The organism is Nitrosomonas eutropha (genome assembly GCF_900116685.1).
Classification (GTDB): domain Bacteria; phylum Pseudomonadota; class Gammaproteobacteria; order Burkholderiales; family Nitrosomonadaceae; genus Nitrosomonas; species Nitrosomonas eutropha_A.
In genome coordinates this window covers 95350-122253 of record NZ_FPBL01000002.1, presented here as the reverse complement: position 1 = coordinate 122253, position 26904 = coordinate 95350, and the positions used below count along the sequence as shown (strand labels likewise).

The window sequence follows — 26904 nt, the reverse complement described above, 5'->3', positions numbered from 1 at the left end:
TCCGAATAACCATTACCAGCCGGCGTTGCAGGTGATAGCGAGCCCATACCAATGAAATCTTTGCCTTTTCCATCCCAATATTTAGCAGGTGATTCTGCGCAATCATTGCTGCTGGCCGCGAGGCTGCACGACCCCGGTTCTTATCTGGGGATACATTCTGTTCCGGACGGTGAGCTGGTTCGAGTGTTTCAGCCGTATATGTCACGGGTATGGCTGCAGACTTCATCCGGCTTTCAGGCAATGGAGTGTGCACACGATGCGGGTATTTTCGAATGGAAAGGGGAAGCTGTTGCGCGTCCCTATTTGCTACGTCTGGAACATGCGGAAACCGGGATGATTGAGGAACGCCATGATCCGTATGCCTTTTCAGTACAGATTTCGGGACATGATCTGTATCTGTTCAATGAAGGGCGCCTGCTCCAGGCATACCACATGCTGGGTGCTCATCAGGTAAAAAATCAAGGCGTTACGGGCACACGTTTTGCTGTATGGGCACCCAATGCCGAGCGAGTCAGTGTCGTTGGGGATTTCAATCACTGGGATGGCAGGGTATGCCCTATGGCTGCGCGTGATCACAGTGGGGTGTGGGAACTGTTTATTCCGGATCTGCCCGAGGGTACGCTATATAAATATGAAATCCGTAATCGTCTCACTGGGGAAATTCTGCTCAAAACGGATCCTTATGCAACCTGGTATGAATTGCGCCCCAATAATGCCGCATTGACGCCGGCTGAAAACCGTTATGCGTGGCAGGATAATGATTGGATGGCGCAACGCGCAGGATGGGACTGGCTGCATGCGCCAGTCAATATTTATGAGCTGCATGTCGGTTCATGGAAACGTCATCCGGATGGCGGTTTCTATTCATATCAGGAATTAGCCGATCATCTGATTCCTTATCTGCAAGAGATGGGTTATTCCCATGTTGAGCTGTTGCCAATTTCCGAACACCCGCTGGATGAATCCTGGGGATATCAGGCAACAGGTTATTTTGCAGCAACCAGCCGCTATGGTAATCCGGAAGCATTCATGCATTTTGTGGATAGATGCCATCAGGCCGGAATTGGGGTGATTCTCGATTGGGTACCGGCACATTTTCCACAAGACAGTTTTTCATTGGCGCGGTTTGACGGTACGGCACTGTATGAGCACGAAGATCCGCGCCTGGGTTATCACCAGGATTGGGGGACGTATATTTTCAATTACGGACGCAGTGAGGTGAAATCTTTTCTACTTTCCAGCGCCCATTACTGGCTGTCCGTTTTCCATATTGACGGGTTGCGCGTGGATGCGGTGGCCTCGATGCTCTATCTGGATTATTCGCGCAAAGAAGGAGAATGGCTGCCCAATCGTTTTGGCGGGCGTGAGAATCTCGATGCAATTGATTTCTTGCGTGAACTGAACACGATGGTACATGGTGAGTTTTCCGGCGCGCTCACTTTTGCCGAGGAATCCACCTCCTGGCCAGCGGTATCCCGCCCGACTTATCTGGGTGGGCTGGGTTTTTCCATGAAATGGAACATGGGATGGATGAACGATACGCTGAATTACATGCAACTGGATCCAATTCACCGGCATTATCATCACAATGAACTGACGTTCAATCAGCTTTATGCCTATACCGAAAACTTCGTTTTGCCGCTTTCACATGATGAAGTGGTACATGGCAAAAAATCCCTGTTGGACAAGATGCCGGGAGATGCCTGGCAAATGTTTGCTAACTTGCGTTTACTGTTTACTTATCAGATGACCTGCCCGGGCAAGAAAATCAATTTTATGGGCAATGAATTTGCTCAGGGACGTGAGTGGCGGGTTAGCCATGAACTTGACTGGTATCTGCTGGAGCGTGATCCGCATCGTGGTATACAAATGCTGTTGCAGAATCTGAATCATCTCTACCGGGATACACCAGCGTTGCATGAGCTGGATTTTTTTGCAGAAGGGTTTTCCTGGATTGACTGTCATGATTCGGAACAATCTGTCATCAGCTATCAGCGCCGCGCCAGAGACGGATCATTCATGCTGGTGATCCTGAATTTCACACCAGTGCCACGTACCAGCTACCAAGTAGGCGTACCGGAATCCCGAACATACCAAGAAGTATTCAACAGCGATTCAACTTACTATGGCGGCAGTAATACCGGTAATCCTGGGGACATTATTCCAACCGGGCAACAATGGTCTGGCCAGGTTGATTCCATCATCATTACCTTGCCGCCACTGGCGGGTATCATCCTGGTTTGACAGCAGATTCCTCTTATAAAAGCAGGAATTTATTCGAATTAGGGTTTGTCTTCATATAAAGAGGGTGGTAAAGGGCCTGTTTGTATATTGAAAATCGATTCCGGGAAGCAAAATATGAGCGCATCAAATGATAGTAAAGTTCAAACTGGCGCTGCAACGATCAGTCTGCCTATCGAGGGTATGACGTGTGCAAGTTGTGTTGGCCGGGTGGAGGCAGCCCTGGCCAGGGTTGAGGGGGTGAGTGACGTGTCGGTTAATCTGGCCACCGAGCGCGCAGATATCCATCTTGCGAATCCGGTTGATCGCATGGCATTGATTCAAGCAGTTGAGAAAGTGGGGTTTGATGTTCCTGCAACCACTATTGAGCTGGCAGTGGAAGGTATGACATGTGCTTCATGTGTGGGGCGTATCGAACGGGCGCTCAAAGCTGTGCCCGGTGTACAGGAAGCAACCGTGAATCTGGCTACGGAACATGCCACAGTGCATGGGGTGGCCGATACTGATGCGCTGATCAATGCCATTGTGAACACGGGTTTTACCGCCAGAGCCATGGATACCACGGCGCAGGCCAGCGATGAAGCGGCAGACAAAAAGGACGCAGAGCGCGCGCTACTTAAGCGGGATCTGATTCTGGCTGGTGCGTTGACATTGCCTGTATTTGTAATTGAGATGGGATCACACCTGATTCCCGTTGTGCATGAGTGGGTGATGGCCACTATCGGCATACAGCAGAGTTGGTATCTGCAGTTTGCATTGACCATGCTGGTGATGATCTTCCCGGGTCGCCGTTTCTATGAAAAAGGTTTTCCAGCGCTGCTGCGGCTGGCACCGGACATGAATTCACTGGTGGCAGTAGGTACGGTTGCTGCATTCGGTTACTCCGTGATTGCTACCTTTGCGCCTGATCTTTTGCCCGCTGGCACGGTAAACGTCTATTACGAAGCAGCAGTCGTCATCGTTACATTGATTTTACTGGGTCGTTTTCTTGAAGCACGCGCCAAGGGACGTACTTCTGAAGCGATCAGGCGACTAGTTGGTTTGCAAGCTAAAGTGGCACATGTGTTGCGGGATGGCAACATTGTTGATATACCGATCGGCGAAGTTGCACTGGATGATAGCGTTGAAGTCCGTCCTGGCGAGCGTATACCGGTGGATGGTGAAGTAGTGGAAGGTCGCAGTTTCGTGGATGAATCCATGATTACTGGCGAGCCTGTTCCTGTCGAAAAAACGGTTGGCAGCGAAGTAGTGGGCGGAACCATCAATCAACGAGGCGCTTTTACATTACGTGCGACTGCCGTGGGCGGACAAACTATGCTGGCGCAGATCATCCGCCTGGTTGAGCGGGCACAGGGTTCCAAACTGCCCATTCAGGCAATGGTGGACAAGGTGACACTGTGGTTTGTACCAGCTGTCATGCTGGCTGCGGTAATTACCTTCCTGATCTGGCTGGTTTTTGGTCCTGCACCGGCACTGACGTTTGCGCTGGTCAATGCGGTGGCAGTACTGATTATTGCTTGCCCTTGTGCGATGGGGCTGGCTACACCGACTTCCATCATGGTTGGCATTGGTCGCGGTGCCGAGATGGGCATTCTGTTTCGCAAAGGTGAAGCGCTGCAATTGCTCAAGGATGCTCGGGTTGTGGCGGTGGACAAGACTGGTACGCTGACCGAAGGCCGGCCTGCACTGACTGATCTGGAAGTTGTGCCCGGCTTTGATCGCAATCAGGTATTAGCACAGGTTGCGGCGGTGGAATCGCGCTCGGAACATCCAATTGCTCGTGCCATCGTCGAAGCAGCGACACAGGAGGGTATTACGTTACCGGCATTGACTGAATTTGAATCCGTCACTGGCAGAGGCGCGTGCGCCACGGTGGAGGGTATCAGCGTAAAAGTGGGTTCTGATCGTTATATGCGTGAACTGGGAATAGATGTTACGGGTTTCGCCAAAACAGCTGAACGTCTGGGGAATGAAGGCAAGACACCGCTTTATGCCGCTGTCGATGGTCAACTGGCCAGCATTGTGGCGGTTGCAGATCCAATCAAATCCAGCACACCTGCAGCGATTGCGGCACTGCATCAATTAGGCCTTAAGGTAGCGATGATCACCGGTGATAACGCACGTACTGCACAGGCAATTGCCAGACAACTGGGTATCGATGACGTAGTGGCCGAAGTGTTGCCTGAAGGAAAGGTCGAGGTGGTGCGTCGTCTGAAAGTCACCTACGGGCGAGTAGCGTTCATCGGTGACGGGATTAACGATGCGCCGGCGCTGGCCGAGGCTGATGTTGGCCTGGCGATTGGTACCGGTACCGATATCGCGATGGAATCGGCTGATGTGGTGCTGATGTCCGGTAATTTGCAAGCTGTACCCAATGCGATTGCGCTATCGAAAGCAACTATTACCAATATCCGCCAGAATCTGTTCTGGGCGTTTGCCTATAATACCGCTCTGATTCCCTTGGCGGCAGGTGCGCTGTATCCCACTCTGGGTTTGTTGTTGTCGCCGATATTTGCGGCAGGTGCCATGGCAATGTCGAGTGTGTTTGTGTTGGGCAACGCACTGCGCTTGCGTCGGTTCCAGCCGCCTCCACTAGTTGTTTCGTAAGATCTCCGGTTGGAAAAATAACCTGTGACTGCTCCACAGCCTCACTCGCATCGTGAGCATGGCAAGGATGGTCATGATGATCGGGATGGCAGCCATGACCATAATCACAAACAGGTCATCACAGCTGGTAACGAGCGCCGCATTCGGTTTGTCTTCTTTTTTACTGCTGGTTATGCGCTGATACAGGCAATCGGCGGCTGGCTGTCCGGATCGCTGGCGCTGATCGCTGATTCAGGTCACATGATCTCGGATGCGGCCGCACTGTTGCTGGCGCTGGTAGCTTATCGCATTGCCAGACGACCGGCTGATGGTACGAGAACTTATGGTTTTCACCGCGTGCGTGTACTGGCAGCTTTGGCCAACGGTGTGACCTTGCTGCTTCTGGTAGCCTGGATCATCCTGGAAGCAATCGGACGGATGCATACACCAACGGAGATTTTGGCTGGGCCCATGTTGATAGTGGCTGTGATTGGCCTGGTTGTAAATCTGGTCGGGGCATGGGTTTTGTGGTCAGGTAACAAGGAAGATGGCAACCTGCGCGGTGCCTTGTTGCACATGATTGGCGATTTGCTTGGGTCAGCAGGGGCGGTTGCAGCGGCTGTTGGCATTATGTTTACTGGCTGGACGATTCTTGACCCGATCCTGTCGGTACTTGTTGCCTTGCTGATCATCCGTTCTGCCTGGGTGCTGGTCAAGGATTCGGTACATGTGCTGCTGCAGGTTGTTCCTCGTGGTATGGATACACGAGTGGTAGAGAACTGCTTGGCACAATTGCCGGAAATTGAGGAAGCCGGGCATTTTCATGCCTGGATTTTGGCGGATGAAACCACTATCGCAACGGTTCATGTCAGTCCTGCTCGTGGTGTTGATCCGCTTTCTCTACCCCCTTTGGTATCGTCCTGGTTGCAGGAACGTTATGCCATTGATCATGTTACTGTACAAATTGATCCACCCGGACAGCTTGATCGTGAGCACCGATAAAATTCCGCTCGATCAGGGCTTTCATGTCATGTTATTGGTAATAAAGAAGCTCGGTTTATTTTCCCGGTAAATTGTTTCCTGATTTTTTGGGAATAATCGCGTAGCACCTACAGCCCCAGCGAACTTTTATCGCGATATTCCACTCTCATGCCGGATATAAGCAATAACCGTGATACAACGGTTTTCCTTCAAGCTGCTTTATTCCATAAGATTAATTTTAGATTGATAATTTTATCCTTGCAGAATAAGTATTTTGTCCGGGATCATGCTTAAAGGATAAAAAAGACGGGTAAAAATATTCTTAATGAATGAATGGACAAGCTTAAGTCAGATCTTTTTATGACGATAACAAAAATATGATATTGCACTGAATCACTACTTATATTTTTGATATCCTGAAAGAAAATAAAATGAAACTTTTTAAGAGCATACCTAACCCGAAAGAAATACGTCAGAAACTGGGATTGAATCAACAGGAATTCTGGAGCAAGGTAGGCGTGACCCAGAGTGGTGGTTCGCGTTATGAAAGTGGCCGGGAAATGCCGAAGGCAGTGAGGGAGTTACTAAGGTTGGTTCATATTGAGCACGTTGATCTGACCAGAATAAAAAGAGATGATCTCCTCATCGCAGCAATGCTGAAGACCCAACACCCTGATCTGTATAAGAATCTTAGAAAATCAGCCAAACAATTGAAGTAAGTTTGATTTTCTTCGAACTGTTTCTGTTCTTAAGCAGTTGTTTTTACCTGTATACCAAGCGCCCTGATTTTGTCAGCGAAGGCTTCCATCCAGTCCGAATCTGCTTTTGAGAGGATGGTAGCTTCCGGCTGCAAGGCAGGGCGCGCCAGGGTGTAAAGCAATACTCCCTGGATTCGGGTTCCTTCCTGTAACAGCGTATGAACGAAGTAGATATAAGCATCGGTTTCTGCTTTGTCAGGATGTACACCATTCAGTTTGAATATACAGGTTTGAAGCCAGATCGGGCAGAGTGAGGCTGCAATTCGCAGATTATCGCGTATACGCTGCAAACTTGCCCGGGTGTTATTGATGCGCAAGCGCCCGGCTTGCGTAACACTGTCCAGCTTGAACCAGACTTCTCCATTGAGCTCAGCCATCCGGCGCAGGCCCTTTTGTACCACAATCCGGTTAATCAAACTGCCGTTAGTGATGAGTACCAGCTTAAGTTTTTCCGGCAGAGGGAAATCAGCTTTTGTCCTGCCAATGATCTCAATGATCTGCTCAAATTCCTGAGCGTTGGTCGGCTCGCCATTGCCAGATAAGGCGATATCTTTGATTACTCTGGCTTCCGGCGGAACGCTCTCTTGCATGAAATTTCCAAATAGCAGTTCATACAGAAAAGTACGCAACTCCTGCTCCAGTTTGATCAAATCAATGGCAGGGGCTGCGCCGCGCTTGAGATTGGGTACCTGGCAGTAAATGCAGCGCCAGTTGCAAGCATTGTTGGGATTGAGATTGATACCGATGGATATTCCACCAGCACGACGAGAAATGACCGGATAGACATAGGTCAAACCGGCGCTGTCACGGCTGTGATTATTCTGGCTTAATCGTCCGGTGGCAGGTGGCAATGTTATAATTCCCAAGATGTTGATTACACGAAAATTCGAGTTTGATGCGGGTCACCGCATCTCCACCCACCGGAGCCAATGCCGCAATCTGCACGGGCACCGCTATGTGCTGGAAGTTACGATTTGGGGGAGCATTATCACTGATGCCGGAGCGCCAGAGCAAGGTATGGTCATGGATTTCTCAGATATCAAACGCATTATTCTGGAAACCCTGGTGGATCAGTGGGATCATGCTTTTCTGGTGTATGCCGGTGATACCCGCGTGCTGGAATTTTTGCAATCAATGGATGATCACAAAACAGTTGTACTGGAAGTACAGCCTACCGCAGAAAATCTTGCACTGATCGCTTTTGACAGCTTGCATCGCACATTCCAGAACAGATATGCGGGCAGATTGGAGCTGGAACATATCCGTTTGTTTGAAACCCCTAACTGTTGGGCTGATGTAAGCAAAGCGGATTTCAGATTTAATTTGGTGGGCGAAGTTCCTGAATCTTAAACGGGAGTTATTTAGGCTTTTCCAGTCTTGTTGCTTGAATATAAAATCAAACTGATGCGTAAATCTTATGTTTGTTGATTCTCATTGTCACCTTGATTTTCCTGATCTGGCCAGTAACCTGGATAGGCTGCTGGCGAATATGCAAGCCAGTCAGGTCACGCATGCTTTATGTGTTGCAGTTAATCTGGAAAATTTTCCGCGCGTGCGCGCACTGGCTGAATCACATCCAAATCTGTTTGCTTCGGTAGGCGTGCATCCCGACTACGAAGATACGGTAGAACCCGAAGTTGAACAGTTGCTGGAACTGGCAAATCACGACAAGGTGGTTGCGCTGGGAGAAACTGGACTGGATTATTTCCGGCTGCAAGGTGATCTTGAATGGCAACGTGAACGGTTTCGGCGGCATATTCGTGCTGCCAGGCAATGCGACAAACCGCTGATTATCCATACCCGCGCAGCGGCTGAGGATACGTTGCGTATCATGAAAGAAGAGGGGGCAGATCAAATCGGTGGTGTGATGCACTGCTTTACTGAATCCTGGGAAATCGCCCAGCGTGCGCTCGATTTGAATTTTTACATCTCGTTCTCCGGGATTGTGACATTCAAGAATGCGGCAATCATTAAAGAGGTGGCAAAGAAAGTGCCAGCCGACAGGATGCTGATCGAGACGGATTCCCCTTACCTTGCGCCCGTTCCTCATCGAGGCGAAACTAATCAACCCGCATTTGTCCGGCATGTTGCCGAGGAAATCGCCCGGTTGCGTGAAACGGATGTTGCTGAAATTGCTGCGGTAACAACCAATAACTTCTTCAACTTGTTCAAGGTGGCCTGAGATGAACAAATCTTTGTGGAATCAATGGAGTATTGCATCAGTCATCACCCTGTTGTGTGCTTTCTGCCTGTATTTGCCTGCTTACGCTGGTGCGGATGAGGACTTGATCTCGGCGGTAGAGAACAATAAAACCCATCGCATTAAAAACTTGCTGGAGGAAGATGCGAACCCGGATGTGCGTGATCTGCATGGTGAAACAGCACTGATGCTGGCTGCCCGCAACAAAAATTCGGAGATGGGTAGGTTACTGCTGGAGGCAGGCGCGAATCCTAATCTGCAAAACAAATATGGTGAAACGGCCACTATGTTGGCGAGCTATTACGGGCAGCTTGATCTGATCAAACAACTTTATGCAAAGGGTGCAAAAATTGATCATGATGGCTGGAATCCGCTGATTTATGCGGCCAGTAAAGGCTATAAGCAGATCGTTGAATTTCTATTGGACTATGGCGCAAGAATTAATGCCACCACGGATAACGGCACGACGGCACTGATGATGGCTGCACGTGGCAATTATTACGATACCGTTGACCTGCTGCTGAAACATGGCGCAGATGTTTCAGTTAGAAACGAGGCTGACGGCACGGCACTGGCCTGGGCCCAGAAACGCGGGCATACCGACATCGTGCAGTTACTGACGCATAACGGTAAGACTGATTAAATTGCTGTTGTCTTCTGCTTAATGGGTGTGCTGATCAGGTATTGAATAAGGAAGCGAATGGATGGCTAACTGCGGGCCATCCGGTGTTTTGCAGTGGATGGGATTGGCTGCTACGCTGCTGACCTGAATTACTGCCAGTACATCAACGCCTCCAACAGGGGCAGGGGCAGTATTAACGATCATTCCACATGCCTGGCCACCAGTATCTGCACTGAACAGGTTATCACCTGCCGCAATCTCCAGGAATGAATCTGAATCCAGATGGGCTCGATACATGCGGCGCTTCACCTTGCCAAGGTATTGCGTGCGGGCAACGATTTCCTGGCCGGGATAACATCCTTTTTTGAAATTGACTCCGCCAATCGCATCCAGATTGATCATTTGCGGGATGAACTGCTCTTGGGTGGCTTTGAAAATTGCCGGGACTCCTTCCTGAATTTCCAGCCAGTCCCAAGTAGCAGCCCCCACGCAACGTGCTTGACTGCTTAGTTGCTTCCATAATGCAGGTGCGTGGGCTGGGGATATCAGAATTTCAAACCGGTTCTCACTGTGACAAATTACCTGCCCGCCCGGAATGGACGTTACAGCCAATGGTGCGATGGAGAGAGCCGTTTCCGACAGCGTATCTTGCAGCAATGTGTGAGCATGCTTGCCGGCAACACCAATACGAATGCAATCATCGGTATGATCCTGAATAACCACCTTCGCCCGCAGTACAAACATTTTTAGTCGTTTAGCAATAACTTCCGTCAACTCTGCCGGGAGCTGCATCAGGTAGCTGTAATCGGAAATGTCCTGCCATAGCAAAAAGCTGCTCAGCAGGCGACCTTTGGGCGTACAGTAGCCGCCATAAGTGGCTTTGCCGGAATCAGTGGTGTGAACATCACAGCTTACCTGCCCCTGCAAGAATTTTTGTGCCTCTTCGCCAGAAAAGCGGATCAGACCGAGGTGGGAAAGGTCAATCAGCACCGATGCCGATTCTGCTTGTGCCAATTCAACATCGGGTTGGCCAAAATGCAACACCCGCTTCTGTTCGATATGGGCATTACGGCCTGTCAGAAATGTAAACCAGTCAGGGTTCATGGAAAGAAAGGGAAAATTACGTTGGGTGATATAAATAATCAATCGGTGAATGCACTGTCAATTCAGCTGCAACCTTCCAGACAGCTGGCGATGTTGCTGAGTCTTGCGCATTGTACGGCAGCCGGTGTGTTCTGGCCATTGGCACTGCCTGTGGTGGTGAAGATTATGATCACCTTGCTGCTGGCAGGCAGTCTCTATTATTACCTGCAGCGCTATGCCCGGCTTGCCTTTCCGCAATCCATCATGACACTGCATTTGACTGGAAGAAATCACTGCAAAATAGAAACTTGCGCAGGAAAGTCCATTAATACCGTCATCGACGCCAGCACCTTTGTCGCCCCCTATATGACTGTACTCTGCTTGAAAATGGAGCAAACGTACCGGTATCGCACAGTGGTCATCTTGCCGGACAGTATCGATGCAGACAGCTTCAGGAGACTGCGTGTCTGGCTAAAATGGAAATGGCGGGATGAAAGTAAGTAGCAGAGGAACTCGATTCGTTCCGAAAAATAGCAGTCAGCAGCAAGGATTTTTCAAGGGTGATTGCCTGCAAAATCCGGTTATTAAAGAACACTTTGACAGATTTTAGAATATAATATTATTATTGCTGATGTTTCTGCCTCGTCAATGTTTTTGAGTCTTACCTGAATTTTATCATCCCAAGTGTAGATTATTACAGTCTGTAATGATAACGACACGCATTTGCAGTCGTGTTATATTACTCACTTTCCCAGTATTTTCTTACAGATCAATCGACTAAGTGTGAGGCTTCATGATCTCAATCAATCGACATCCTTCAGCCTGTTTTTCCATTTTCTTCTTGTTGCTGACTTTAACTTTTGGTATCCGGGCAGATAATGTTATTTCTGTGGTGCCACAAACCTGGCAGATGCTCGATTACCTGGCAACTGATTATGCTGGAGCCGTGGATCAGGGAAAAGTTATCAATGAAACCGAATTTGCTGAGATGCGAGAATTTTCAGCAACGGTACGCACGCAAATTGCTGCACTTCCGGAGCATGCTGATAAAGCCTCTTTGCTGGAACAGGCTGATGGTCTGATGGCCTTAGTAAAGAACAAAGCGGATATTGCTAAAGTTGCTTCACAGGCTCACCAACTGGCGGATACCTTGCTGGCGGCTTATCCTATTCCGACTTCACCTGCTGCAGCGCCCGATCTTGCCCGGGGTGCCACGCTTTATCAAAGTCACTGCGCAAGCTGTCATGGTGCAAAGGGGGGCGGAGATGGTCCGGCTGCAGTCGGACTGGAACCGCCTGTTATTGCCTTTACTGACGTGGAACGTGCCGATCAGCGCAGCCCTCTGTCGCTCTTTCAGACCATTTCTCAGGGAGTGGAGGGTACTTCCATGATCAGCTATGGCGAGCAATTGAGCGAGGCTGATCGCTGGGCACTGGCTTATTACACGGGCACGCTTGCTTATGCAGATGATATTAAAAGAGGGCAGACTCTCTGGCAACAGGATACCGGTACACGTGCTCACATCAGTAATCTTGATGAGCTGTCACGTACCCGTGCCGATCAGATCAGTGCTGTGTTGGGCAGGGAGCAGGCTCATGCCTTGATAGGTTATTTGCGCATGCAGCCTGATGCACTGGAACAGGCACTGACCGGTATCGCGCTTGCTCGCGGGCGGATGGCTGCCAGTGTTAGTGCTTATCAGGCGGGAGATAGTAAGGAAGCGATCCAGCTTGCGCTATCCGCCTATTTGGATGGTATTGAACCCGTGGAGCCGCGCCTCAATGCCGTCAATAGTGCATTGCGTGCTCGTATAGAGCTAAGTATGGGAGTTTTTCGTACCAGTCTTTCCAAGGGGGCTGATATTAACAACATCGTTATTCAGGCAGCCGAAATTGATGAGCTGTTGGCAAGTGCCCAGGATTTCACTGCCAGCGAAAACGATAATGCTACTACTACTTTCCTTGGTGCTTTTACTATTCTGGTTCGTGAGGGGCTGGAAGCGCTGTTGGTAGTTGTTGCCTTGTTGGCCTTCCTGAATAAGGCCGGAAGACAAGAAACAATCCCTTATGTTCACGCCGGATGGATATTCGCGCTGGTAGCAGGGGTGGGGACTTGGGCAGTAGCACACTATCTAGTTGATATTAGTGGTGCTAGCCGTGAACTTACCGAAGGGTTGTCGGCATTATTCGCTGCGCTGATTTTGCTGGCGGTGGGGCTATGGATGCATCAGAAGAGTACCGGAGATCGCTGGCAAGCCTACCTTAAGGAAAAAATGAACAATGCGTTGAGTAAGAGATCTGCTTGGTTTTTATTTGTTCTTGCCTTTGTATCGGTTTATCGTGAGGTATTTGAGACTATTTTGTTTTATGCCGCCCTGTGGCAGGAAGGCCAGGAAATCTGGCTGTTAGGCGGTATTGGTGCTGCCATCCTGGTGTTGGCACTGGTTACCTGGGGGTTGTTGCGAACCAGTCGTCGTTTACCCATTTCTACATTTTTTGCTGCCAGTTCAGCATTGATTGCCGTTCTTGCCGTCGTACTGACTGGGAAAGGAGTTTCTGCTCTACAGGAGGCTGGCTGGGTTGAGGTGTCGTTGGCATCGATTCCGCATATTGATCTGCTTGGCATCTTTCCAACCTGGCAAACTTCCCTGTCGCAACTGGCGGTCATCTTACTGCTGGTAATCGGTTATTTCTACAATAAACGCAAAGCTACGGTAGTCTGAAGTATTTGTTGCGGCAATAGTCTGGATTGATATTCGGAGTAATCGCGCATTCGAACCATAACCGCTTCTTACCGCAAGGATCTTTATTAAAATGGTGATAGAAGAGGCGGTTATTTAAAGTGTCTGCAACCCGGTCCGGATAACAGGCTTCTTCCACCTGATTGGGGAATGACCTGAATCCGGGTGCTGATCCGTTCCTGCAACGCGGCAACATGAGAGATGATCCCAATCAGCTTACCTTCCTGTTGTAAGTTAGCGAGGGTTTCCAACGCGATATCGAGTGCTTCTTCATCCAACGTGCCAAAACCTTCATCCAGAAACAGGGAATCAACCCGGATATTGCGGCTGACCATGCGGGAAAGGCCAAGTGCCAGTGCCAGGCTGATGATGAAGCTTTCCCCTCCAGAGAGGTTCTTGGTAGAACGTATTTCACCGGCCTGGTAGTTATCGATGACATTAAGTTCCAGCGGACGGGTTTCATCACGAATCAAAAGATAACGATCAGACATTTTCTGTAGTTGCCGATTGGCGTGGCGAATCATGACCTCAAAAGTTAGCCCCTGGGCAAAGTTGCGATATTTCTTGCCATCTGCCGAGCCGATCAGCTCGTGCAGCAAATCCCAGTGTGAATATTCCCGTTTTTGCATATCAATTACTTGAAGTTGTTCCTGCTGTTTTTGCTTGATATGTTCGTTATCTTTGAGCTTTTGTTGTATCCCGCCAATTTCCTGCTGTAGCGTTTGCTGGTGAGTCACCAGCTGTATTAGTGCCTGTTCGTGAAAATCATCGGGCTGATCAGTCATGCGTTTTAGCTGCTCACTTTCCAGTGCGGTAGTTTTATCCTGTTGCTTTGTGTCTAGTGCAGTTTTTTCGTCAGTAAGCTGCTGTGCCTGTTGCGCCAGGTACTTGCGCTCCTCTTTTGGCAGGCAGGCGGCTGTGAAAGCGACTTCATCTGCAAATGCTGATTGGTGAAGCCGAGTTGCAAAGGCTTCTTCCAGTACTTTTAATGAGATGGTGCGGGTGGCTATGCTTTTCGTTAAATCTTCCACCCTGTTTTTTAACTTGTTGATTGCCCGCATTTCAGCTTCCAGTTGTTGACGTGCGTTATCCATCTGTTTCTGTGCGATTTCTATTGCCTGGGTGAGCAATAGCTCTTCCTGATCGGGCTGTTTATCAACAAACAACTGAAAGCGCTTTGTGCTCAGGTCAGTAAATTCCTGCCGGAGCTGATCAAATTGCTTCTGCTGCAGCTTGAGCGTTGCTTCGTGCTGCTGAATCTGTGTGGCCTGGTGTTGTTGCTGCACCAGCATGATCTCGATTTCCTGTTTGAGTCCTCTGGTTTTATCCAGGGACTCACGCAGAGTATTAATTTCGTTCCCCAGCATTTCTACTGTCTGCAGGGTGCGGGTTGTTTGAATCAATTTGTCATCTGTTACTTGTAACAATGGGGGCAGTTGTCGTAACAAATCTGGAAGTGCTGCAGCGGGTGATAGGGCAGGGAGCAGAGAGGTGACGCATTGTTGTAGCAGCGCTTCATCTGTCAGAATTTGCTTGTGGTTTTCCTGTTGTCTGCAAATAATCTGTTCGATATCTTTATTTATTTCTGCTTGTTTGATTTTTAGTGCCGAGATACCGTCAATCTGTACTTTGAGTGTGATTCTCGCTTGATTCAGTACGATTATGTTTTCATCCGGCTTTGGAGGGCTTCCTGCTGCATAAGGATGATGTAGTGCGCCACACAACGGACAGGGTTGATCATCCTGTAGCTGTTGTCGCGCTTCTTTAAGACTGCTGATTTTTTGGAGCAGGAGTGCCTGTGTTTCAAGCAGGCCAACTTCTCGTTCAAGGGCGGCTAGAATTATTCCCTGCGTTTTGAGTTGTTCTGTGAGTTGCGTATTTTCGTTTTGCAACTGCTTGAAGCGCTTCTCCAGTTCATTGAAAATTTGCTTCATTCCCTCCAGTGCTTGCATGGCTTCGATCGCCCGGGTTATCTGAACTTTTCGCTCAGATAGCGTGGTGGTTTCCTGTCGCCAGTCTGGCAGGCTTTTGTTTTCCAGTAGTTGCCTGTATTTAGTCTGTTTCTGGTTCAGCAGATCCTGGCTGTGCGCAAGATTCACTTGTGCTCCGTCCGGTTGAGTAACATTAATCTGCAGCAGTAACCCTGCCAGTGTTTCTTGCAGATTGTTGAACTGAGCTTCGCTTTGCTGATACTGATTAATGAGCATAGCGTGTGTGTTTTCTTGCTCCGCGATAGATGTGCTTGCTGCCTTGATCGGTATTTCCTTTTCCTGAAGTTGGATATCCAGTTCTCGCACACTGCGGATCAACGGGATAGCTTTCTGCTGCTTTATCCGTTCAAGTTCAAGTTGTTCAAGTGCAGATTTCAGGGTTTGTTCGGCTTGGCTAACCACTTGCTCTAATTTGGGCAAGGATTCCGTACAGATGGCCAGGTTGCTTCGGTCTGTTTCCTGTTCATTCCGGATTGAGATCAATCTGCTGTATTCACCTGTCAGTTCGAGTGCGCGGTTGGCTGTGTCGAGTTTCTTGCTTGCGGGCACAAATGCTTCTTTCCGGATCTGCCATGCTTGCTGTTGTGTTGCAATCAACTTGAATTCTGCTTTGAGCCGAGCAATATTTTCCAGCCAGACAAGGATTTGTCGTTCACGGAGGATCTGACTGTTTAGCACAATATCCTGCTGGATTTTTTGTGTAAGTTCAGTGCGAAACTGCTGTTCATCAGCCTTTGCTAGCACTTGCATGCCAGTAAATTCGCTTGACAGTCGATCCAGCTCCCGGCGTACGGCTGCCCGAATTTCGTGTACGCGTATTGAGATACGACTGTATATTTCAGTGCCGGTAATCTGTTCCAGGATCGGTGCACGTTCATCTGCTGCCGCCTGCAGAAATGCGGCAAATTCTCCTTGGGCCAGCAACATGGAACGAGTAAAGCGGGGGAAATCCATTCCGGTTATTGCTTCAATCAACTTGTTGATTTCCACAAGCCGAGTTTCCAGAATTTTTCCGGAATGAGCCTCGGCGAGCTCATGCCGGGGATTTTGTAATTCTCCGTCCGGTTTTTTGCGCGCCCGGTGCTGGCTCCAATGACAGCGGAAGCGCCCGGATTGGGTAGCAAAGGTTACTTCAGTGAAACATTCACCCGTCTGTCGCGACATGATTTCATTTTCACTTTTGGTGACTTTATTGAGGCGAGGGGTGCGGCCATACAGTGCCAGGCAGATAGCATCAAGCACAGTTGTTTTACCAGCACCGGTTGGGCCAGTAATTGAAAAAATTCCATCTGATATAAAGGCAGGATGAGTGAAGTCAATTTCCCATTCGCCGATCAGGGAATTCAGATTTTTGAGGCGTACCTGCAATATCTGCATGGGTTATTTTTACTTCTGGATTTTAAATTTTGATGAGAAACATATATTATTTTTTCATTAAAGCTATTAAAAATCATTTATTTATAACATAAAGATTACTTTATAATTTTATTAAAAGAGGCAATTAAAAAGTATTGACAACAAGTATAATATCTGTTATTAAATAATTGTCTTCTGAAAAGGGAGGCAATAAGTCAAAGCAGCTAGAAGAGTTATATTGTCAATATATTTTTCTTAGAGGAGACTAAAATGAAACTCATACTTACCATCGCTACCTTGTTAGTAGCTTCAACTGTCCTGACCGGATGTCTTGATACGGATAAACCCGGTAACTATCCGCCGAGCCTAATGATGGAACGTGATTCAATGCCGGATCAAGTGGATCAAAAAACAGATCAAAGAGCCGATCAGCAAACGGAACAGGCAATCACGAAATAAAAAAAGGAAGATATGATAGAAAAAATGTAACCGCCCTCCCCGGGCGGTTTTTTATTGGGCATCATTTATTTTTATGCCCGAAATTGAGAGTGTGGTTTTTATAAATACCTGTCATACATATTTATTTGTGTCTACAATCTTTCCCGTAATTTTGTTTACATCCAATAATCAATTTTTCTGCTGGCTCCAGTGCGATGGGCTTCCTAAGTTTTTCCAGAATCGGTTTCGGCGAGCTCATGCCGGAGACTCTGTAATTATCCACTAGGTTTTGTGCGTGCCTGATACAGACTTCAGCAGTGTCGGAAATGCCCAGATCGTACTTTAATAATTTAATAAAGCATTTTCCTATTTTCCTTGAACTTCGCTGAGATGGGGCCTATGCACTGTAACAGTGCAAGATAAATGGTATCAAACATAGTTATTTACCAGCATCAATCAAGTCGGTAATTGAAAAAATTTCATCTGGTACAAAGGCGGTATGAGAGTGAAATCAATTTCCTATTCACTGCCTAAGAAGCTCAGATTTTTAAAGCGTGCCGACTCTATTCACGTAGGTCATTTCTGTTCTTCAAATCCATTATTTTGTAAATAAAGCATAGTGTGCTACAATTATTCCTTAATAATCAAGTATTTATATTAGGAAATATAAATATTATTTTGCTGAATAGATGATTAAAAATTTACTGACAACAGGTTTGTATTTGATAACAAGTGTTGTCTTCTGAGATTGAAGCAATGAACCTAAACTGAAAAAGTAGTGACGTTGTCGTAAATTTTTTCTTAGAGGAGATTAAAAATGAAACGTGTACTTACTGTTACAACGCTGTTAATAACTTTAATTACGCTGACTGGATGCCTGATTGACACGGATAGACCTGGTAGTAACCCACCCAGTATGATGATGGAGCGTGATTCAATGCCGGATAAGGTAGATCAAAGAATAGAACAAGCAAACACAAAATAAAGATATAGTAAAGTAAATACAACCGCCCTCCGAGGCGGTTTTTTATTGGGTATTGTTTATTTTTATATCTGAAATGCAGCGCATACCATACCTTTTACTGCCAATTCAATGGTAGTTGCAAGAACATCAAATCCCACTTTCTCAACTGCTTGAATCAATGCCATACGATTAATGATTCGTAAGATGGATATCTGTGCGCTCGGTGACCAGCTTAACAGACACATTACTTATATACCCCCTCAACCCTAGCAACGCAGCTCGCACACGTCTGTCTACCCAAGATCGCCTCCACAAAAGAGATGGAATACTCAGTAACAGAAGTGCTGGGAACTTATATAGGGCTGGGCAGGTATAAGATAAGGTTTAAAAACGTGGAAATGGTGTGATATGGGTAGTAAGGAAATTGAGTTAGGGGAATCAATACAGTATCAGATGCTTCCATGACGACAATGGATTCTGGCTTGAGGTTTTTGATGTTGAGCACGGTGCTGAGAACAGGGATCGTATTGCCAAGGATCTTGAAAGGGTGGCGGAAGATCTCTTAAGAACGCAGGGATTTTACGAATACGCTCTTCATTTTGTTCATTGTGAAGAAGGTATGAGGTTGCGAATTGATGGAATTGATCTTACACCAGAAAATAAAGCCAGGCTGGCCAGGCAATTAAAATTCGCAGCCAGTTCTTTTCTGGATAATTAATTTTTTGGATTAGTATCTACAGCCTGCTTCCATGTTTATCCTTGCGCACCTGTGGACAAAACGGCTCTCCGTTAACCAGCGCAGCTCGCTTTTGGTTTGATATGTTTAGCAGGCTGATTATGCTTTACGTCAGGGCAGCTACTTATCCCCCAAAACCTTGAGTGATTCTGTGGATAACTGCTATAAGGTATTGGTTGTACTGGGAAGATGGGGTGTGGTTAAGAATTGGGCAAAGCTCTTTGCATTCAAGTTAGGTTCGCTGTTCCTCAATGGGGCTGGAAGGCGATGATACTCATGCCAATCAGTGCGACGATGACGCCTGTTACATCCCAGCTTGATGGGCGGATGCCATCCACTGTCCATAGCCAGAGAATGGCTACGTAAATGTATACTCCGCCGTAGGCAGCGTATACGCGGCCGGATGCAGCATCGTGTAAGGTTAGCAACCAGGCAAATGCTGCCAGGCTGATTGCAGCGGGTAACAGTAACCACAGCGATCCATTTTGCTTGAACCAAAGCCACGGCAGGTAGCATCCGATGATTTCAGCCAATGCCGTGACGAGATAAAGCGCGATTGTTTTCAATCTGAGGACTTGGATGAATTGTTAGCTGCTCGAACCCATGAAGTACAGAGCGAGTAAGGGTGCCAAATTGAACAAAATAATTCCGATTTTATAGGCTGCCATGCTGCCATAATAGATTGCATCAAATGTGCTGTCAGAAAGATGAAACCAGCGCCCGTGAATTCCACGCATCCATTTTCGTGCAAATGTAAATACAAAGAACTAAGCCAACAAGATTACATAGTTGACAGTTATCGACCAAAGCAGGAAGTGGCATAGGGAATCTTGACTCACGTTAATCTCCTTTGAGGTGGTACTTCAGTAAGTTATCTATTATTTAAACTCTCTACCTTTCTGAGTAGGTTCAATTATTCTGGGTTCTCTCAATCATATTTTCGACAGCTTCAGTAGTATATTTATCCATTTTATTCTGGCGTGAGTCTGCTTCATAAAATATGGAAACCAGCGCCTTAATCCGCTCTCTGCTAGCGATAGCGCTGGGAGCATCATTGGGAGCCATCCTGCGCTGGGGCCTTGGTATGGCTTTCAACGCACTGTTCCCGGTAATTCCACCAGGAACGTGGCTGGCCAATATGTTCGGTGGCTATCTGATGGGCATAGCGCTTGCTTACTTTAGTCAGCACGCAGATTTGACTCCCGAATGGCGATTATTCATCATCACCGGATTTCTGGGTGGATTGACAACTTTTTCGACATTTTCAGCAGAGGTTACCACACTGATTCAACAGGAACGTATGTTGTGGGCTGGTATGGCGGTATCAGCGCATGTGATTGGCTCATTATTGATGACATTTTTGGGGCTGGCTACCTATAATATTTGCAAGCACCTTTGATACAAGGGAGGCACCATGCAAGGCTATCAATTAACATTTTTTACCCAGCAAGACCGCAAGCACGGACATCAGCCCTTGGGCAATTGGTTGATTGAAGAGGCGCGTAAACTCGGTGTAGGTGGTGCAACTCTGATCGCAGCAACTGAAGGTTTCGGGCATGATCGTAAGTTGCACGCTGCATGTTTCTTTGAGCTGGCTGATCAGCCCATTGAGGTAACGATGGCACTCAGCGAGGCGGACAATAAACGTCTGTTCCAGCGGCTGCGCGATGAGAAAATCAGTGTGTTTTACATCAAGACACCAATTGAATTCGGAATGACCGACGATTTGCAGGGAAATTGAAGATGACTTCAAACGACTGGTTTTATTGGGCATTGCTGTCCGCTGTTTTTGCGGCATTAACCGCTATCTTTGTTAAAGTAGGTGTTCAGGATGTGGATGCTGATTTGGCCACCTTAATCCGGACAGCGATTATCATCGTCGTTCTATCTGTGTTTGTGATCTCCGCCGGTAAATGGGCCAACCCTTTCGGGCTGTCACCCAAAACATGGTTATTTCTTGGCCTATCCGGTTTGGCTACGGGGGCCTCCTGGGTGTGCTACTTCCGGGCACTTAAAATTGGCGATGTTTCCAAGGTTGCCCCTGTGGATAAATTCAGTCTTGTATTGGCGGCTGTATTTGCTTTCACTTTTTTGGAAGAACGTCCATCATCTCAGGAATGGTTTGGAATCGCGATGATTGCAGGGGGCGTGCTTCTCCTTGCGCTTAAGCGATAATACATACAGACAAAAATAGTCGAATATCCAAAAATTACCAATGTCATAGCTCAATAGCCTGACTTTATAACGCTTTGGCGTAGGGTACTACTACATTGTAGTTTCCCCTGAATACCATTAGATCTATCAATCAACAGTATGAATTTCCCGTTTGAGTTGCTTTTGGCTATCTGTTTACGGTTCAAGTTCGATATTTTTATACTATTCTATTGTCATTTATCATCGATTAATCAGATCCATGCTTACGAAAAGTAAGGAAGGTAAAATTCTTGCGATCAGGGGTGTCGCAGAATATCTAAAAATACGGAATGGATGATCTATCATTTTGGCGCTGCTAAAAAGATCCCGGTACTCAAACTTGGTGGAGCGTAGTGCTTTCACCGATTTTGACACCGCATCAAAGCCAGTATATTGCCTGGCTGCTCACGCGCCGAGCAGCCGGAGGCAAGCACGCCAAGCTGTACCGTGAGCTGTTCAATCAGCAGGACGAAGTTGAAGCGCAGCGCAATAACTTGATCAATCGGTTGGAGATTTAGCTCTAGCAACAGGTAGACGCGTAGACGTTGTTCACCATTGAATGGGAGCTTCAGTGATGCTTTTAACTAAGCTGCGAATTGAGTACTACCGTGGAATAAAATCTCTTGAGCTTGATCTAGGGTCGACGACCATCTTGATCGGCGAGAACAACTGTGGCAAGACCACGGTGCTGCATGCCCTGCGCGCATGCCTGCAAACGCTGCGCTCCTCTGGCCGTGCGTCACCCTTTGACGAGTTTGACCTTCATTTCGACAGCCGGGCGGCAGACCCGACGACGGCGCCACCTATTGCCATTACGCTGACCTTTGCGGAATCGACGCCTGGCGAATGGTCGGACGAGGTGGAGCAAAAACTCGGCGGTGATAGCGGCGTGATTGCCTTGATGCCCCCGGATGACCGTAGCCGCGTGCAGTTGCGCGTGAGTGCCGAATATTCCAAGGTCACCCAGGACATCGACATCACCTTCGATTTTCTGGATGCGGCGGGCAAGCCGCTGCCCCCAAAGAACCGCAGCCGTTTGGGCAGCCTGCAGCAATTGCGCCCACTGTTCTACCTATCTGCGTGCGTGATGCAGGCAAGGAGTTCTCTCGCATCTCGCAGTTCTGGTCGCCGTTCGTCAAGAACTCCCAAATTGATGAGACGACCAAGGCCGACATTGAAAAGCAGCTTGAGGCCATCAACGCCCAGATCATTGAGGCCCACGGCACTTTCAAGGTGTGCGCGAGCACTTGGGCAAGGTGCAGGAGCTGGTGGCGCTGGGTGGGCACGATGTGGTCAGTGTCGATGCGGTACCTGCGCAGGTGTTCGACATGCTCAACCGAACCCAGGTCAGCATTGCGTCGGCAACGGGTGCCTGCTTGCCGATTGGCAGGCATGGGGAAGGTACCCAGAGCCTGACGGTGTTGATGCTCTTCGACGCTTTCTAGCCAGAAAGCAGGGAGTGAAAGAGTCCAAACCCATTGTCGCGCTGGAAGAGCCGGAGGCGCATTTGCATCCGAATGCGGTGCGGGCGTTGTGGAAGACGATTGAAGATATTGATGGACAAGAAACTTGTGGCCACGCACTCTGGTGATTTGCTGTCGGAGGTCGATGTCTATTCAATTCGGCGTTTATACAAAAAGGGAAGCGCCGTTCAGGTAGGAGCGCTTCAATCCGGCACTCTCGATGAGCGCCAGTTGCAGAAATTTGATCACTTCGTTCGCGGAACTCGTGGGGAGCTATTTTTCGCCAGAGTCTGGATATTGGTTGAGGGCGAAACTGACGTGATTCTTTTAAGTGGTTCGGCAAGGGTTCTTGGTCTTGATCTTGAGCAATCTGCAATACGTTTGGTTGAGTATGCACAGGTTGGCCTTTCTACATTTATTTCAGCGGCAGATTCGCTTGGAATCGCATGGCATATTTTTTCGATGGTGATGCTGCGGGAATTAAAATTGCGATGATAGTACGCAACGCCGTGAATGGAAGGTCAGAGGTAGAGCACTTGACATTGCTCCCCAATGGAGATCCGGTGGAGCCATACTTATGTCGAAATGGATTCATAGATGTTTATGAGAAGCATGCGAACGATCAGAATCGGCAGCGTTATATCACCGTTGAAAAAGGCAATGAAGCATATCCGGGGCAGCTCTATCAGTGCCTGCCGAATAATGGGAAACCCTCGGCAGCTCACGCAGTTGTCGCAGAGATGAAAACTAAGGGCAGCGCATCTATTCCCAAAGAAATTGCTGATTGCCTGACAACGGTTATTGCGCTTGCAGGAGGTAAGTGATGAATTTTTTAGATCGGCTAAATACCAATCAACGTGCTGCAGCGCAGTGGGACGTTGGGCCTCTGTTCGTTCTTGCGGGGCCGGGATCAGGAAAAACTGCAACGCTGACTGCGCGTGTCGCTCGTTTGGTTGAGCAGGGGCAGGATGAGTCTTTCCGCATTCTTTGTCTGACTTTCACACGAAAGGCTGCTGCAGAAATGCGGGAACGTTTGTTGGCGCTGGTTCCCGATGCGAAAGACCGGGTGTTGCTGACGACATTCCATTCTTTTGCCACCGACATCCTGCGCCAGCATGGAAGTCACTTCGGCCTCAGCCCGGATTTTGAAATTCTGGAGGAGGCTGAGCGTGTTGGCATCGTCAAGTCAGTGCTGGAGGAAAAGGCGGGGGAGTTCACAAAGTTCGTATCGGCAGAAAAGGCACTGACGGCGATTGAGTTCCTGCTCAGGAATGTGACACCTGACGACAAGGTGCCCACCCTGTTGAAAGATGCGGAGGCGGGCCAGCAGCTGCAGACGCTTTTTGTCCGGTACAAAGAGCTTTTGAGGCAGCAGAACTGCTTGGACTACGGTGCCATTCTTTATTTTTGCGAGGAATTGCTGCGCGAGCGACCGCGCGTCAGCAAACAGCTCCGCACGGTGTATCGGTATATCTGCGTCGATGAGTTCCAGGTCACCAATGCTGCGCAGTACCGGATGCTTCGCGCCATCGCGCCCGACAAGGATGCCAATGTCTTCATCGTTGGAGATGATGACCAGGTCATTTATCAATGGAACGGCGCCAGTCCGAGGCGAGTGAAAGAGCTGGAGCAGCACTACGACCTGACCACAATTCAGCTGCCGGAAAACTACCGATGCCCGCCTGAAGTAGTCGACTTGGCAAATGCGCTCATCGTGCATAACGGTGAACGCTCGCCGGACAAGAGGCCTTTGCTTTCCATGAAGGCAGGCACGGGTGCCAACCCCATCGAGCTGCTGTCACTTGACGACGATCAGCAGGAGGCCCGTGGTATCGCCAAGCGGGTGGCCGCACGATTGCAAAGTTGGCGCGCGTCCACCGGACATCGTGATCCTGGCGCGCGCCACCAAGCTCTTGGAGCGGGTGCAGCAGGCGCTGGAAGCGCTGTCGGTTCCAAGTCACGTGCAGCGGCGCAAATCGCAGTTTGAGAGTGCGCCACTGCGATTTGTGGTGGCAGCGCTGAAATTGGCGTTGGTGCGGTCTGATGATGACTTGGCGGCTACGATCACGAAGGCGCTATCCGATTGCGTCGAGCAAGACGCCAGTGGCGAAGACCTGGCTGGATTTTTTGGGCGATCAATGGTGATCAACTGGAGGCGCTGGGTGCGTTGGTTGCGGCTAGCGACGCAGTGCCTCAAGAGCTTCGTCAAGCTGTCGCATCGCTTGTGCAATGGCAGTACGCCCAATTCATCCAGTCGGCTCTGGCCTACTTTGACTCTGTGGAGAAAGCGGGCCAAAACGACGGTAATGAGCAATACGTCGAGTACGCGACGGAGCGGACTGTGTGGCAGGGCATTCTTCGTGAAGTGGGTGGCGAGGACGATGCTTACTTGTTGCCGTTAGGGCAGTTCCTACAAGAGCTTGCACTGGCGAACAAGACGCCAGAGGCACCCTCCAATGCGGTGCGATGCCTGACGGTTCACAGCTCCAAGGGGCTGGAGTTCCAACACGTGTACCTGGTAGGTATGGCCGAGGATCAATTGCCGTCCTTTCAGAGCAAAAAAGCTGGTGATGACAGTCGCGAGATGCAAGAAGAGCGCCGTAACTGCTTTGTTGCCATCACTCGAACCATTGAGACTCTGACAATGAGTTATGGTGAAAAGTACAACGGATGGAGCAAGAGATCTTCGCGTTTTCTTTTTGAGATGGGTTTACTGGAAGTAACTAAATGAAAGATTTTCAGCAACTTCCTAAATTTTTGAGGAGGAATAAATATCAATGAGCAAGTAAAAACTTGAACTTACTTGGATTGGAAAGAAGAAGCAGCCAGGGCTGGGGCCGTGCATCCTGCTGGAAGATCCGGATAAGCCCTGTTGAGGTCAATAAATCGCGGCAGTTTATCGACTTTCTGCGGTTTGAAGTGAGGGGTTGAAGAAGTGATCGCAATACAATTTTGCCTGGATTGATTTTATTAGATGAGTTTGTGGCTGATATTCATTCGGTATTGGTATCCTCTTCCTGGAGGGAGGCGAGAGTTTCCCGATAGGTGTGCCATAGTTCTGTTTGTTGTTCTGATGAAATGGCGTTGGCTGACAGACATTGCTCGAATACTTCGCTGACACTGAGTTCTTCCAGTGTTCCGCTATCGTCGATCTGATCCTGCATCTGGCTGATGATGCGGCTATTCTTGATACGCAGAATTTCAAGCCGTGACCCTTCTATGGCTGATTGCAGGCGTTCCTGTAAATTAGGAATGATTTCATCACCCTCATAAATAATTTCCAGCCAAGCACGAGAATCTTCGGCAGTAAGTGCGGAGATTCTGCTGGCAATATCCTTCCAATTTCCCTTGATGCGTTCAAGCGGTTGAAAAATGGGGATGTTGATCAGTCGGATAGTCGGGCTGGCTACAGGAATTTGCTGATCGAACTCTATCAGGCATACACTTTTTTCCTGATTTGCTTCACCGAAGCCTATCGGCAGGGGAGAGCCACTGTAGCGCATGACGGAGGAGTTGTTTACTCGTTGTGGGACATGCAGGTGACCAAGCGCGAGATAATCAATATCCGGTGGAAAAATTCCAGCTGGGATATGTGCCAGTGATCCGATATACAGTTCCCGTACGCCATCGCCTTCAATGGTCTGCCCACCTGCAACAAAAAGATGTCCCATGGCAATGATTGGGATGGAAGGAGAGAGTGCCGCACGCTGTTGTCTGGCTGCATTGACTACTTCGGCATAATGATCACGTATTCCTTCGATGAGTTTGCGGGATTTGTCTTCCACACTTTCCCCGGCTTCTACAGTACGAATATCCCGGTCTCGTAAATGGGGTACGGCACAAACAATCAGTTCTGTATTACCTTCGGTATCACGGAGAATGAGTACTTCATCGGCAGGATTGCCCGATATACTGCCGATGACATGCACATCTAGTGTTTTCAGTAATTCTCCGGGTGCACTCAGGAAGGAAGGTGAATCGTGATTCCCAGCGATGATAACAACGTGCCGACAAACGGAAGCCGCAACGTGATGCAGAAAACGATAATAAATCTGCTGTGCACGATTACCAGGGGTGCTAGTATCAAAGATATCTCCTGCTACCAGCAACACATCTACTTGCTCCTGCTCGATTGTTTTGAGCAGCCAGCTAAAAAAGGCTTTAAATTCATCATGCCGTTTGCGGTTATATAAAGTTTTACCGATATGCCAATCAGATGTGTGGAGAATTTTCATGGATGTTGAAAGAGGTGTTAGAAACTGGATATGTCAGTTAGATCCATAATTCTATCTTGTGCATGTTTGAAGGGTTGCCTGTATTTATATTGATCTATGTGCAATGCCAGATCTAATCTGGTGAGTCATTCAGACAATTTATTTTTACATAAATATTACAGCTGATTGACGCTTTCCTAGTTAATCGGTATAGTAACCGACTTTTCCGGGGTGTAGCGTAGTCTGGTAGCGCGCCTGGTTTGGGACCAGGATGTCGGGAGTTCAAATCTCTCCACCCCGACCAATTTTCGTATCGTTGATACGGACCAGAGCCCGGT

Annotated in this window: 25 protein-coding genes, 1 tRNA gene and 1 pseudogene; 21 read left to right on the top strand and 6 right to left on the bottom strand. The window is 48.5% G+C overall.

Annotation, left to right across the window (positions count from 1 at the left end; all coding sequences use genetic code 11):
- The first annotated feature begins 51 nt into the window (after positions 1–51).
- From glgB to BM331_RS03220, 4 genes are all read left to right on the top strand, one after another.
- Positions 52–2244 (top strand): 1,4-alpha-glucan branching protein GlgB, encoded by a 2193-nt coding sequence (gene glgB / locus BM331_RS03235; protein ID WP_074927020.1) that lies wholly within the window; start codon positions 52–54, stop codon positions 2242–2244.
- A 114-nt stretch (positions 2245–2358) separates the two neighbouring features.
- Entirely contained in the window at positions 2359–4848 is a 2490-nt protein-coding gene (locus BM331_RS03230; protein ID WP_074927018.1) for a heavy metal translocating P-type ATPase, read from the top strand.
- Positions 4849–4872: 24 nt separating this feature from the next.
- Positions 4873–5829, top strand: coding sequence for a cation diffusion facilitator family transporter (locus BM331_RS03225; protein ID WP_074927017.1), 957 nt, complete (start codon positions 4873–4875; stop codon positions 5827–5829).
- A 410-nt stretch (positions 5830–6239) separates the two neighbouring features.
- Positions 6240–6527, top strand: coding sequence for a helix-turn-helix domain-containing protein (locus BM331_RS03220; RefSeq protein WP_074927015.1), 288 nt, complete (start codon positions 6240–6242; stop codon positions 6525–6527).
- A gap of 29 nt (positions 6528–6556) precedes the next feature.
- On the opposite strand, the gene BM331_RS03215 is transcribed toward BM331_RS03220, so the two are convergent.
- The gene (locus BM331_RS03215) at positions 6557–7432 is read right to left on the bottom strand and encodes a radical SAM protein (RefSeq protein WP_256214793.1); all 876 of its coding nucleotides are present in this window, start codon (positions 7430–7432) and stop codon (positions 6557–6559) included.
- Between the two features lies 1 nt (position 7433).
- Between BM331_RS03215 and queD the strand changes: the two genes are divergently transcribed.
- The 3 genes from queD to BM331_RS03200 all read left to right on the top strand — a co-directional run bounded on the left by queD (position 7434) and on the right by BM331_RS03200 (position 9409).
- On the top strand, positions 7434–7916 hold the full coding sequence (gene queD / locus BM331_RS03210; RefSeq protein WP_074927013.1) for a 6-carboxytetrahydropterin synthase QueD: 483 nt from the start codon (positions 7434–7436) through the stop codon (positions 7914–7916).
- Between the two features lie 67 nt (positions 7917–7983).
- Positions 7984–8748 (top strand): TatD family hydrolase, encoded by a 765-nt coding sequence (locus BM331_RS03205; RefSeq protein ID WP_074927012.1) that lies wholly within the window; start codon positions 7984–7986, stop codon positions 8746–8748.
- Position 8749: 1 nt separating this feature from the next.
- The gene (locus BM331_RS03200; RefSeq protein ID WP_074927010.1) at positions 8750–9409 is read left to right on the top strand and encodes an ankyrin repeat domain-containing protein; all 660 of its coding nucleotides are present in this window, start codon (positions 8750–8752) and stop codon (positions 9407–9409) included.
- 18 nt (positions 9410–9427) lie between these two features.
- Here the strand turns inward: BM331_RS03200 and ygfZ are convergent, their stop codons facing one another.
- Positions 9428–10534 (bottom strand): CAF17-like 4Fe-4S cluster assembly/insertion protein YgfZ, encoded by a 1107-nt coding sequence (gene ygfZ / locus BM331_RS03195; protein WP_371265326.1) that lies wholly within the window; start codon positions 10532–10534, stop codon positions 9428–9430.
- A 3-nt stretch (positions 10535–10537) separates the two neighbouring features.
- Here ygfZ and BM331_RS03190 point away from each other — a divergent pair, with 3 nt between their 5' ends.
- The gene (locus BM331_RS03190; protein WP_074927008.1) at positions 10538–10975 is read left to right on the top strand and encodes a protein YgfX; all 438 of its coding nucleotides are present in this window, start codon (positions 10538–10540) and stop codon (positions 10973–10975) included.
- Positions 10976–11264: 289 nt separating this feature from the next.
- The gene (locus BM331_RS03185; RefSeq protein WP_074927006.1) at positions 11265–13193 is read left to right on the top strand and encodes an FTR1 family protein; all 1929 of its coding nucleotides are present in this window, start codon (positions 11265–11267) and stop codon (positions 13191–13193) included.
- A gap of 110 nt (positions 13194–13303) precedes the next feature.
- Here the strand turns inward: BM331_RS03185 and BM331_RS03180 are convergent, their stop codons facing one another.
- Positions 13304–16579 (bottom strand): AAA family ATPase, encoded by a 3276-nt coding sequence (locus BM331_RS03180; protein ID WP_074927004.1) that lies wholly within the window; start codon positions 16577–16579, stop codon positions 13304–13306.
- A gap of 249 nt (positions 16580–16828) precedes the next feature.
- Here BM331_RS03180 and BM331_RS03175 point away from each other — a divergent pair, with 249 nt between their 5' ends.
- Both BM331_RS03175 and BM331_RS11805 read left to right on the top strand, forming a co-directional pair.
- A complete protein-coding gene (locus BM331_RS03175) occupies positions 16829–17017 on the top strand; it encodes a hypothetical protein (protein ID WP_074927002.1) in 189 nt (62 codons plus the stop codon).
- Between the two features lie 796 nt (positions 17018–17813).
- Positions 17814–17981 (top strand): hypothetical protein, encoded by a 168-nt coding sequence (locus tag BM331_RS11805; protein ID WP_177217826.1) that lies wholly within the window; start codon positions 17814–17816, stop codon positions 17979–17981.
- Positions 17982–18944: 963 nt separating this feature from the next.
- Here the strand turns inward: BM331_RS11805 and BM331_RS03170 are convergent.
- Positions 18945–19262 carry a YnfA family protein gene (locus BM331_RS03170; protein WP_074927001.1) on the bottom strand — a complete coding sequence of 106 codons (318 nt, stop codon included), beginning with the start codon at positions 19260–19262 and terminating at the stop codon, positions 18945–18947.
- Positions 19263–19283: 21 nt separating this feature from the next.
- Positions 19284–19451 (bottom strand): annotated as a pseudogene (locus tag BM331_RS11985) (DUF6868 family protein); the annotation flags it as partial.
- Positions 19452–19696: 245 nt separating this feature from the next.
- On the opposite strand from BM331_RS11985, the gene crcB reads away from it, so the two are divergent.
- The 9 genes from crcB to BM331_RS03125 all read left to right on the top strand — a co-directional run bounded on the left by crcB (position 19697) and on the right by BM331_RS03125 (position 25083).
- Positions 19697–20095, top strand: coding sequence for a fluoride efflux transporter CrcB (gene crcB / locus BM331_RS03160; RefSeq protein WP_074926999.1), 399 nt, complete (start codon positions 19697–19699; stop codon positions 20093–20095).
- Positions 20096–20110: 15 nt separating this feature from the next.
- Entirely contained in the window at positions 20111–20437 is a 327-nt protein-coding gene (locus tag BM331_RS03155) for a DUF190 domain-containing protein (RefSeq protein ID WP_074926997.1), read from the top strand.
- Between the two features lie 2 nt (positions 20438–20439).
- Complete coding sequence (locus tag BM331_RS03150; RefSeq protein ID WP_074926995.1) at positions 20440–20871, top strand: EamA family transporter; 432 nt, start codon at positions 20440–20442, stop codon at positions 20869–20871.
- Positions 20872–21242: 371 nt separating this feature from the next.
- Positions 21243–21407: a hypothetical protein gene (locus BM331_RS11800; protein ID WP_177217821.1), complete on the top strand. Its 165-nt coding sequence runs from the start codon at positions 21243–21245 to the stop codon at positions 21405–21407.
- A 41-nt stretch (positions 21408–21448) separates the two neighbouring features.
- On the top strand, positions 21449–22480 hold the full coding sequence (locus tag BM331_RS03145) for an AAA family ATPase (protein WP_074926993.1): 1032 nt from the start codon (positions 21449–21451) through the stop codon (positions 22478–22480).
- Positions 22446–22847, top strand: coding sequence for an ATP-dependent nuclease (locus tag BM331_RS03140; RefSeq protein ID WP_074926991.1), 402 nt, complete (start codon positions 22446–22448; stop codon positions 22845–22847). Before BM331_RS03145 ends, BM331_RS03140 begins: the two co-directional genes overlap by 35 nt.
- The gene (locus BM331_RS03135) at positions 22799–23176 is read left to right on the top strand and encodes a hypothetical protein (RefSeq protein WP_143100919.1); all 378 of its coding nucleotides are present in this window, start codon (positions 22799–22801) and stop codon (positions 23174–23176) included. Before BM331_RS03140 ends, BM331_RS03135 begins: the two co-directional genes overlap by 49 nt.
- Positions 23176–24339 (top strand): ATP-dependent helicase, encoded by a 1164-nt coding sequence (locus BM331_RS03130; RefSeq protein ID WP_074926987.1) that lies wholly within the window; start codon positions 23176–23178, stop codon positions 24337–24339. The genes BM331_RS03135 and BM331_RS03130 overlap by 1 nt, the downstream gene beginning before the upstream one ends.
- Before the next feature lie 96 nt (positions 24340–24435).
- Positions 24436–25083: a 3'-5' exonuclease gene (locus BM331_RS03125; protein ID WP_074926985.1), complete on the top strand. Its 648-nt coding sequence runs from the start codon at positions 24436–24438 to the stop codon at positions 25081–25083.
- Between the two features lie 262 nt (positions 25084–25345).
- On the opposite strand, the gene BM331_RS03120 is transcribed toward BM331_RS03125, so the two are convergent.
- A complete protein-coding gene (locus BM331_RS03120; RefSeq protein WP_074926982.1) occupies positions 25346–26587 on the bottom strand; it encodes an exonuclease SbcCD subunit D C-terminal domain-containing protein in 1242 nt (413 codons plus the stop codon).
- A gap of 206 nt (positions 26588–26793) precedes the next feature.
- Between BM331_RS03120 and BM331_RS03115 the strand changes: the two genes are divergently transcribed.
- A tRNA-Pro gene (locus BM331_RS03115) sits at positions 26794–26870 on the top strand.
- Positions 26871–26904: the final 34 nt, after the last annotated feature.